The sequence below is a fragment of the Mesorhizobium sp. M5C.F.Ca.IN.020.29.1.1 genome, from assembly GCF_003997375.1.
In the GTDB taxonomy this organism is placed as follows: Bacteria; Pseudomonadota; Alphaproteobacteria; order Rhizobiales; family Rhizobiaceae; genus Mesorhizobium; species Mesorhizobium wenxiniae.
On the sequence record NZ_RZSW01000323.1, the window covers coordinates 1 to 7,026 of the forward strand.

Genomic DNA, 7,026 nt, shown 5'->3' on the forward strand with positions numbered 1-7,026 from the left:
CGGCATCATCGTCCAGCAGGAAATCCTGTTCGAACGACGCGGCAAGCTCGTCGTCCACGGCGTCGGTGGCAGCCGGTTCGAAAGCCGGCTCGCGAATCTCGGTTGCGCCGTCGTTGTCGTCGGCGCCGAATTCGCCCATCAACTCCCTCTCGAGATCGATGTCGAAATCGCCCTCGTCCGCCGGCTGGATGGCTGGGGCCGCCTTCGGGTGGGCCTGCGGCTTGACCGGCTGGCGCGGGTCGAACCCCATGATCCTGGTCAGTTCCGCGAACGGATCATCGTCGGCGATATCGTTTTGGGCGGCTGCTCTCAGCTGGGTTCTGTCTGCCATTATTGTTCCCGAACTCGCACTCATTCGGACGCCATGGACGTCGCGCAGGGTTGGCCCTTACCAGCGCAATGTGGGCAAAAGGTGACAGGTTTTTTAGTCAAACCTAACGCATTTCGGTGGGCGCATCGGCCCCGATCAGCATCAGGCCGGACGTCAAAACGTCCGAAACAGCCTGCACCAGCCCTAGTCTGGCATGCGTCAATTGTCGGTCGTTAACCTTAACAAAACGTAAGTCCGGATTCTCGGTCCCGCGGTTCCAATGTCCGTGGAAGCTGGAGGCGAGATCGTAGAGGTAGAATGCCAGCCGGTGCGGCTCGAGCGCAAGTGCCGCCGATTCGATCAGCCGCGGATATTCCGCAAGCTTCCTGATCAGGCCAATCTCGCCTTCGTCGGTCAGCGAAGCGGTGGCGGCGGCCAGCCGATTGCGGTCGAAATTGGCCTCGCCCAACTGTTCGCTCGCCTGCCGGAACACCGAATGGCAGCGCGCCGAAGCGTACTGCACGTAGAACACCGGATTGTCCTTCGACTGCTCGGTCACCTTGGCGAAGTCGAAATCGAGCGGCGCATCGTTCTTGCGGTAGAGCATCATAAAGCGGATCGGATCGCGGCCGACCTCCTCCACCACTTCGCGCAGCGTCACAAAATCGCCCGACCGCTTCGACATGCGCACCGGTTCGCCCTCGCGAAAAAGCCTCACCAGTTGGCAAAGCAGCACTGAAAGCTTCACCTCGTCGCCGGAAATCGCCCGAGCGAGCGCTTCCAGGCGCTTCACATAGCCGCCATGATCGGCGCCAAGCACATAGATCAGCTCGACGAAACCGCGATCGACCTTGTCCTTCAAATAGGCGACGTCCGCGGCAAAATAGGTGAAGGTGCCGTCCGACTTGACCAGCGCCCGGTCCATGTCGTCGCCGACCGCAGTCGAGCGGAACAGCGTCTGCTCGCGATCCTCCCAGTCGTCCGGCTTCTCGCCCTTGGGCGGCGGCAGCTTGCCCTTGTAGATATGGCCCTTGAGCGTCAGGTCGTTGATGGCCGAACGGATTTTCCGGGCGTTGTCGGCGTGCAGCGTGCGCTCCGAGAAAAAGACGTCGTGATGCACATTGAGCAGCGCCAGATCCTCGCGGATCATGGCCATCATCGCATCGATCGTCCTGTCCTTGACGATGGCAAGCGCTTCCTCGTCGGACATCTGCAGCAGGGAGCGGTCGAATTCGCTGGCCAGCGCCTGGCCGACCGGCACCAGATAGTCGCCCGGATAGAGCCCGGCCGGAATCTCGCCGATGTCGTCGCCAAGCGCCTCGCGGTAACGCAGCATGGCCGAGCGGCCGAGCACGTCGATCTGCGAACCAGCATCGTTGATGACATATTCCTTGGTCACGTCATAACCGGCGAAGGCCATCAGATTGGCGAGCGCATCACCCACCACGGCGCCACGACAATGGCCGACATGCATCGGTCCGGTAGGGTTAGCCGAGACATATTCGACATTGGCTTTCCTGCCGCCGCCGACCTTCGAGCGGCCGTAATCGCGGCCTTCGCCGAGCAGCACAGTCAGATGCAACTGCCAGAACGCGTCCTTGAGCCTGAGATTGACGAAGCCTGGACCGGCAACGTCCGCAGCGGCGATGTCGATGTCGGCGCGCAGCGCCTGCGCCAGCCTTTCAGCCAGTGCGCGTGGGGGCTGGCCGGTCGGCTTGGCCAGCACCATTGCCGCATTGGTCGCCAGGTCGCCATGGCTGGCGTCGCGCGGCGGCTCGACGGCGATGCGCGACAAGTCCAGCGAACCGCCGTCTTTGTCTTTTAAATCAAGCGCTTCGACAGCTCTGGTGATTCGCGCGTTGAAATCGGCGAAGATGTTCATTGGTGTAGCTCTGGGGTGTGGCTCTGGCGGCTTTGCAGGGATCCGGCTTATTGGCCGGCAAAATCGAGCTCGGCCTAGCTTAATTCAGGCGTATGGTCAAACAAACGGCGGTGTTCTTTCAAAGCGTAGGTATCCGTCATGCCCGCCAGGAAGTCGGCGACGCTGCGCGCCTTGATGCGATCGTCGGCCCGGTCGAGCCCTTCGCGCCAGCCGTCGGGCATGGCGCGCGGATTGGCGAAATAGACCTCGAACAGGTCGTTGACGATCTGCTCGGCCTCGTTACGCACGCGCATGACCTCGCTGTGCCGGTAGAGATGCTTGTAGAGAAAGTCCTTCAATTCGTTTTCGAACGCGGCCATTTCGGCTGAAAAGGTCACCATCGTCTCGCCTGCCACCCTTACCGCGTCGGCGCTGTCCGGCTTGATGCGGGCCAGATTGGCGGTGGTGGAAACGATGACATCCTCGACCATCATCGTGATCTGCCGTCGCATCAGTTCGTGCCCTGTCCTCACATCGTCCAGCGCCGGATAGCGCTGGCGCACGCCTTCGAGGATCGAGCCGGGCAGCGAGACCTTTTCCAGCATGCCCAGCGTCAGGAAGCCGGATCTCAGGCCGTCGTCGATGTCATGGGTGTTGTAGGCGATGTCGTCGGCGATCGCTGCGCACTGCGCCTCGATGCCGGCGAAGCGGTCGAGTTCGAGGTCGTGCAGATCCGAATAGTCGCGGATCGCCTGCGGCACCGGCCCCTTCAGACCCTTTCCGCTGGCGTCAGTCAGCGGTCCGTTGTGTTTTACCAGGCCCTCCAGCGTTTCCCAGGTGAGGTTGAGCCCGTCGAACTCGGCATAGCGGCTCTCCAGCCGCGTCACCACGCGCAGCGATTGCGCGTTGTGATCGAAGCCGCCCCAGGCGACCATTTTCTCGTTCAGCGCGTCCTCGCCGGTATGGCCGAAGGGCGTGTGGCCAAAATCGTGCACCAGCGCCACCGCCTCGGCCAGGTCCTCGTCGCCGCGCAGCGCCCGCGCCAGGGCACGCGCTATCTGCGCCACCTCGATCGAATGCGTCAGCCGGGTGCGGTAATGATCGCCCTCATGCGCGACGAACACCTGCGTCTTGTGCTTCAGCCGGCGGAATGCCGTCGAATGGATGATGCGGTCGCGGTCGCGCTGGAATGGCGTGCGGGTCGGGCTCTCCACCTCGTCGAACAGCCGCCCGCGCGACTTCGCCGGATCGCACGCATAGGCCGCGCGCGGCCGATAACCAAATCCGATGTCGCCCAACTCGTTTGTCATCGCCGCTGCCGCAGTTGACTTGCCCCCTCGCGCTTCATACCTATCATGTGAAACCGAAAGCAAGGTGACGCCCATGGGCGCTGATGCCAAGACCGCCATGAAAGTCGAGATGACCGACGCCGCCGCCAGGCGGATTGCAAAGATTGTATCTGGCGAAGCCGGCAAGACGGCGCTGCGCGTTTCGGTCGAGGGCGGCGGCTGCTCCGGCTTTTCCTATAAGTTCGACCTGGTCGAAACGCGCAACGATGACGACGTCGCCATCGAGAAAGACGGCGCAACCGTACTGATCGACGACCTCTCGCTGGTCTATTTGGGTGGCTCGGTGATCGATTTCGTTGACGACTTGATGGGCCAGTCGTTCCAGATCAGGAACCCGAATGCGGTCGCCTCGTGCGGCTGCGGCACCAGCTTCAGTATTTAGAAATGCCTGCCATCGGCGCGGTCCGTCAGGTCGCGCTTTCAGCCGGGCGCGATCTCGATGCAACGCTGGCGTTCTGGCACGACGTGCTTGGCATGACGGTGCACGTGCGCTTCGATCCGCCCGGCATCGCCTTCATCATGGCCGGCGACGTGCGGCTGCTGTTCACCGATGGCCTGCCGGCCGGCACCGTCTATCTCGACATATCGGGCCTCGACGATTTCTACGCCTCGGCAAAAGCCGCCGGTGTCCCCTTCACCGCGCCGCCGATGCTCGTCCATCGCGACACCGAGGGCCTGTTCGGGCCGGCGGGGGAAAGCGAATGGATGGCCTTCCTAAAGGACCCGGCAGGCAATACGATCGGCCTCGTCGAACGTCATCCGCCGGAACAGCAATGAGGCCGTCATGAAAATCGTCACCTGGAACATCAACGGCGTTCGGGCCCGCATCGGCAATTTGACCCATTGGCTGACGGAAAGCGCGCCTGATATCGCCTGCCTGCAGGAGATCAAGACTGTCGACGAGCAGTTTCCGCGCGCGGAGATCGAGGCGCTCGGCTACAACGTTGAAATATATGGCCAAAAAGGTTTTAACGGCGTCGCCATCCTGTCGAAGCTGCGCTTCGACGAGGTCATCAGAGGCTTGCCGGGTGACGACACCGACGAGCAGGCGCGTTTCATCGAGGGCGTGTTCTCGACCGACAAGGGCGCGTTGCGCGTTGCCTCGCTCTACTTGCCGAACGGCAACCCGATCAATGACGAGAAGAAATTCTCCTACAAGCTTTCCTGGATGGCGCGGCTGGAGCGCTGGGCCGAGGAACGGCTCATGCTCGAAGAGGCGCTGGTGCTGGCCGGGGATTACAATGTCATCCCCGAATACATCGACGCGAAATTCCCGGAGAACTGGCTGAGCGACGCGCTGTTCCAGCCGCAGACGAGGCAGGCGTTCCGCCGGCTGAAGAATCTCGGCTTCACCGAAGCGGTGCGCGCGGTCACCGACGGGCCGGACATCTTTACTTTCTGGGATTATCAGGCCGGTGCCTGGCAGAAGAACAACGGCATCCGCATCGATCACTTGCTGCTCTCGCCCGAAGCCGCCAACCGCTTTTCCTCGGCCTCGATCGAAAAGCATGTGCGGGCCTGGGAAAAACCCTCCGACCATGTGCCGGTGGCCGTCGAACTGGCTTTCGCGCCAATCTGATCATTTCGGGGCTCGGACCGCCGGATTCCCGGTTGATGGACCGTCATATCGCCACAATCGGGGTTTCCGCTGCAATCCGGGTTCGGCCGGGGTTCAAGATGACGATCAGATTTGCGCTTTGCCCATGTGCCGCCGCGCTCGCCCTCGCGGCGACGCCGGCGTTTGCCGATCCTGAATGCCTGGCCAACGGAAAATCATTCCAGATCGGCCAGGTCGCCTGTCTGACGCTGTCCGGCCGGAGCCACCTCGCCCGCTGCGATATGGTGCTCAACAACACGTCATGGACAAAGATTCGGGACGAATGCCCGCGAACGACGCCGGCGCCGTCGGCCACGCCAATTTCAACACCTGAGTCCGGTCTCGTTCCGACGGAACCCACCGAGAACTGATCTTCCGACTTGATTTTCGAAGTAGCCAGTCCTCCGACTTATTGCCTTCCTCACTATCGGCTTCGTGGCTACTGGCTTCTTGGCTACTGGTCGCCGCCGCCCTTGGTGAGGATGTCGTCGGCCAGCGAAATCGCGGTGCGGCGGTCGGCCTCGCCCGCGGCGGCAAACGCCTCTTCCTGCATGCCGCGTATCCATGGCTGGTCGGAAGGTGAGGCCCGTTCGAGCGCCGCGGTCATCATCGCCAGCCCCCGAACGATCTTACCGCTCTGGAAAAGCAGATGGCCGAGCGTTGCCTGCGCGCCGGCATGGCCCTTTTCCGCGGCGAGTTGGAACCAGCGTCCGGCCTGCTTGATGCTGGCCTTGACGCCGCCCTTGCCATTCAGGAAGATCTGGCCCATCTCGAACTGGGCATTCGGGTTGCGGTAATTGGCGGCGGCGCGCATGTAATATTCCTGGGCCGCCACCTCGTTCTCTGTGATAGGGCTGCCGGGGATGCCCTTCCTCAAATAGTCGCCGAGCGCCACGAGCGCGTCCGACACATAGCTCTCTTCCGGCGAACCGGGCTCGACGTCCTGGTCGGCAATCTCGCTGAAGAACTTGAACGCCGCGTAGTCGTCGCGCTCCACGCCGTCACCCTCGGCATACATACGCGCAAGCTTCCAGGTGGCGCCGATCTGGCCGTTTTCGGCCGCGTATTTGTAGGCCTCCGCGGCCTGTTCCTTGCGGCCGTTCTTATAGGCGGAGAAGCCGAACTGAAACACCGCCCACGGGCTGGATTGCGGCTTCACGCCGGTCTTGTCGTCGAACACCTTGTCGTCGAAGGCCATGGCCTGGCCCGCGGCGCCCAAGGTCGCGCCAAAAGTGGCGATAGCGACTAGTGCCGAAAAGACAGACAACCTCAGCAACTCAGATATCCGCATAACAATGTGTTTCTTTCGCACCTCCGGGATGGGTGACCGCGCCGTCGCGGGCAGGCCCCACCGTTTGTGCATATTTCCAGATCGCGCCCGACTGATAGTCGGTCGCGCGGGCCTTCCAGGCCTTTGCCCTAGCCGCCAGTTCGGTGTCGGACAGCGCCACCTCGATTGTGCCGTTCACCGCGTCGATCGAGATCAAATCGCCATCCCTGAGCAGCCCGATCGGACCACCCACGGCGGCTTCCGGCCCGACATGGCCGATGCAGAAGCCGCGTGTCGCGCCCGAAAAACGTCCGTCGGTGATGAGAGCCACCTTGCCGCCCATGCCCTGGCCATAGAGCGCCGCCGTCGTCGATAGCATTTCGCGCATGCCCGGACCGCCGCGCGGACCCTCGTAGCGGATGACGAGGACCTCGCCTTCGCTGTAGCTGCGATCCGTAACCGCCTCGAAACATTCCTCCTCCGAATCGAAACAGCGCGCCGGACCAGAGAATTTCAGCTCCGACATGCCCGCGACCTTCACGATCGCGCCTTCGGGGGCAAGGTTTCCCTTCAAGCCCACGACGCCACCCGTTTGGGTGATCGGTCGGTTGGCGGGACGGACCACATCCTGGCTATCAT

General features: G+C 62.5%; 9 protein-coding genes. 4 read left to right on the forward strand and 5 right to left on the reverse strand.

The genetic code is table 11. The annotated features are described in order from the left end of the window. The 3 genes from EOA85_RS22730 to EOA85_RS22740 form a co-directional block, all read right to left on the reverse strand. Positions 1-331 (reverse strand): hypothetical protein (locus EOA85_RS22730; protein WP_164759814.1); only part of this gene is annotated, 331 nt, incomplete at its 3' end. A gap of 103 nt (positions 332-434) precedes the next feature. After that, positions 435-2,192: an arginine--tRNA ligase gene (gene argS, locus EOA85_RS22735; protein ID WP_127211249.1), complete on the reverse strand. Its 1,758-nt coding sequence runs from the start codon at positions 2,190-2,192 to the stop codon at positions 435-437. 74 nt (positions 2,193-2,266) lie between these two features. Further along, positions 2,267-3,481, reverse strand: coding sequence for a deoxyguanosinetriphosphate triphosphohydrolase (locus EOA85_RS22740; protein ID WP_127211250.1), 1,215 nt, complete (start codon positions 3,479-3,481; stop codon positions 2,267-2,269). Positions 3,482-3,554: 73 nt separating this feature from the next. Between EOA85_RS22740 and erpA the strand changes: the two genes are divergently transcribed. From erpA to EOA85_RS22760, 4 genes are all read left to right on the forward strand, one after another. Next, entirely contained in the window at positions 3,555-3,902 is a 348-nt protein-coding gene (gene erpA, locus EOA85_RS22745) for an iron-sulfur cluster insertion protein ErpA (protein ID WP_127211251.1), read from the forward strand. Positions 3,903-3,904: 2 nt separating this feature from the next. After that, on the forward strand, positions 3,905-4,297 hold the full coding sequence (locus EOA85_RS22750; protein ID WP_127211252.1) for a VOC family protein: 393 nt from the start codon (positions 3,905-3,907) through the stop codon (positions 4,295-4,297). Between the two features lie 7 nt (positions 4,298-4,304). After that, a complete protein-coding gene (gene xth / locus EOA85_RS22755) occupies positions 4,305-5,099 on the forward strand; it encodes an exodeoxyribonuclease III (RefSeq protein ID WP_127211253.1) in 795 nt (264 codons plus the stop codon). Positions 5,100-5,197: 98 nt separating this feature from the next. Then, positions 5,198-5,488 (forward strand): hypothetical protein, encoded by a 291-nt coding sequence (locus EOA85_RS22760; protein ID WP_127211254.1) that lies wholly within the window; start codon positions 5,198-5,200, stop codon positions 5,486-5,488. Between the two features lie 83 nt (positions 5,489-5,571). On the opposite strand, the gene EOA85_RS22765 is transcribed toward EOA85_RS22760, so the two are convergent. Together EOA85_RS22765 and EOA85_RS39210 are read right to left on the reverse strand one after the other, a co-directional pair. Continuing rightward, positions 5,572-6,408 carry a tetratricopeptide repeat protein gene (locus EOA85_RS22765; protein WP_029353183.1) on the reverse strand — a complete coding sequence of 279 codons (837 nt, stop codon included), beginning with the start codon at positions 6,406-6,408 and terminating at the stop codon, positions 5,572-5,574. Further along, positions 6,395-7,026, reverse strand: a 632-nt coding sequence (locus tag EOA85_RS39210) for a dihydroxy-acid dehydratase (RefSeq protein ID WP_245485959.1), incomplete at its 5' end; no start/stop codon positions are given. The genes EOA85_RS39210 and EOA85_RS22765, both read right to left, overlap by 14 nt.